The organism is Mobiluncus curtisii subsp. curtisii ATCC 35241 (assembly GCF_000146285.1).
Classification (GTDB): Bacteria; Actinomycetota; Actinomycetes; order Actinomycetales; family Actinomycetaceae; genus Mobiluncus; species Mobiluncus curtisii.
Genome location: NZ_GL385914.1, coordinates 1 through 2,259 on the forward strand (window position 1 = coordinate 1; position 2,259 = coordinate 2,259).

Below are 2,259 nucleotides of genomic sequence, written 5' to 3' on the forward strand. Positions count from 1 at the left end.
AGCGGGTGACCCGGTTTTGTTGCCTGGCGGTAAGAAGCTGGTTCGTGTGGCTGGTGATGCTCGTGTGGAGACCTCTCTGGAGGCTGCGAAGTTGCGTATGAAGCAGGGCACTGTTTCGCGTGCTTATCTTGTGAACCAGAATGCTTTGGTTGATGCTGCTACGGCTGGCATGGTCAAAGACGGTGTGGTTATTTTGGTGCCTTCTGACAAGGCTGGTCAGTTGTTGCTGGGCGCGACTATGCATAAGGATCCTCAGCTGAAGGACGTTAGGACTCTTGTCGCTGTTGGTGGCGAAACTGTTATGCCTAAGGCTGCTGTGGATAACGTAGCGAAGATGAATCCCAGCATTACGGATAAGTCTGAGCGTTTGGGTGGCGAGAACCGTTACGAGACTAACGTGGCTATCGCGAAGAAGGTGTTCCCTAATGGGGGCGCAGATCAGGAGTTCTTGTTGGCTCGTGGCGATAACATGGTTGATGCTCTGACTGCTGGGGCTTACGAGAATGGTCCGACCCTGTTGGTGAATCCTTCCGGCAAGGTGGATCCTGCTACTGTGGCTTACGCTAAAAAGGCAAAGATTAGCCCCAAGTCTGTGATTTTGGGTGGTGAGGGCGTGTTGCCTACCGCTCAGGTCGAGCAGTTGTTCGAGGGCAAGGTTGCGGTTGATCCATGGAAGTATCAGACCACGAATGCTGATTTGAAGAAGGCTGTGCAGGAAGCTGCTGCGGCTTACGAGGGTCAGAAAGTGTGGCAGGGTCTGGACGGTAAGACCCAAGATAGCGACGACAAAAAACTGAAGAATTTCTTCGGTCTGAATAAGGCAAATGTTAATTGTACCGAGACTGAGGATGTTACTGATATTGATGTCAAAGATGGTATTGCGGCTGGCAAGAAGTGCTTCGTTGGCTACAAGAAGTCTTTGGCTAACTTGAAGGTTAACGCCCAGGCATTGTTGGATGCCAAGAATTCTGGCAAGAAGACGATTAAGAACCAGTTGGGTGCGGTGAAGGATGCAGTCGATGCTGCTGTAGCTAGTAACGTGTCCGCGATGTCCTCTGGACAGCCTGCGCCGAATACTGCTGCTGCTCTGGCTACTGCAGGTAATGCCACTTTCAACGGTATCAACCAAAAGTTTATGGCTGCTTATGGTGGTGTCTCATTGACCAAGCCGACTTTGGTGAATGGTGAGTTGGATAACCCGGGTTCCTTTACTTTCGATGGCGATGGCAACATGACTGGTCTGGATCAGAAGAAGATTGACCAGATCGTCGATAACTACATCGCGGACAAGGGCGATACTGAGTTCATCAAGGTTGATGGCAACCCTGGTGCTGGTGTGAAGCTGGCTGATGTCGCTAAGACTCAAGGTGGTACTGACTACGAGTTGACCGCCGTTAACGCTGGTGAGGTTTTGAACTACGCCGCGGTTAAGAAGGCGATTGAGGCTCGTGTGGCTGAGCAGGTGAAGACCACGGCGGAAGCGAAGAAGGCTTTGGATAAGGCTGTGGCTGCGTACAAGGCTGGTCCTGAGGCTAAGGTGACGGTTGGTACCGGTTCCGGTCTGGCTCGCTTGGTTGGTGAGGATCGTTACCAGACTTCTGCTTTGCTGTCCTACTGGCTGCGTGCAGAGAAGACATTCACTGATACCTTCGTGTACTTGGCTTCTGGTGACGATGCTCACCTGATTGACTCTGTGGTGGCTGGTCAGCTGCAGCATGGTCCGATTTTGCTGGTTCCCACGAGTGGTGACTTGAAGCCGTCTACCGTGTCCGAGCTGACCCTGATGGGCAAGCAGAAGACCCTGCAGGGTGGCTACGTCATGGGTGGCACCGGCGCTGTTGAAGACGCCGTCGCCCAAGCCGCAGGCAAAGCCATCGCTGAAGGCGGCAAGTTCGTGAACGCCCCCGCAGCACCCGCGGCTGCGAGCCCGGCATATGGCACAATGGATTTGTCCGATACTAACGAGAAGGTATTTCAGCCTACCAACGCTGCTGCTAATCCGTCCTGTACCGCTGAAACTCTGACACTGGATCCTTCTAGTACTGCAACAAACCCGACCAGTGTGGTTGCCAGTGTTGATGCTCAGTGCAAGATTAAGGTAAAGGATCCTGGCTACACCGGCAGTGACGCAAAAACTATTGTTTTGAAGATTCAAAACACTGGAGCTACGAATCCTCTCACCGTGACCGTCAATACCAAGCGGTAATTGAAGCCATAAGGTTTCACCAATAACTTCATATAGTTCTTTGCCGGGCTGGG

At 52.5% G+C, this 2,259-nt stretch carries 1 protein-coding gene; it reads left to right on the top strand.

The features are described from left to right. Positions 1 to 2,206 (top strand): cell wall-binding repeat-containing protein (locus tag HMPREF0574_RS09220; RefSeq protein ID WP_036325181.1); only part of this gene is annotated, 2,206 nt, incomplete at its 5' end. Positions 2,207 to 2,259: the final 53 nt, after the last annotated feature.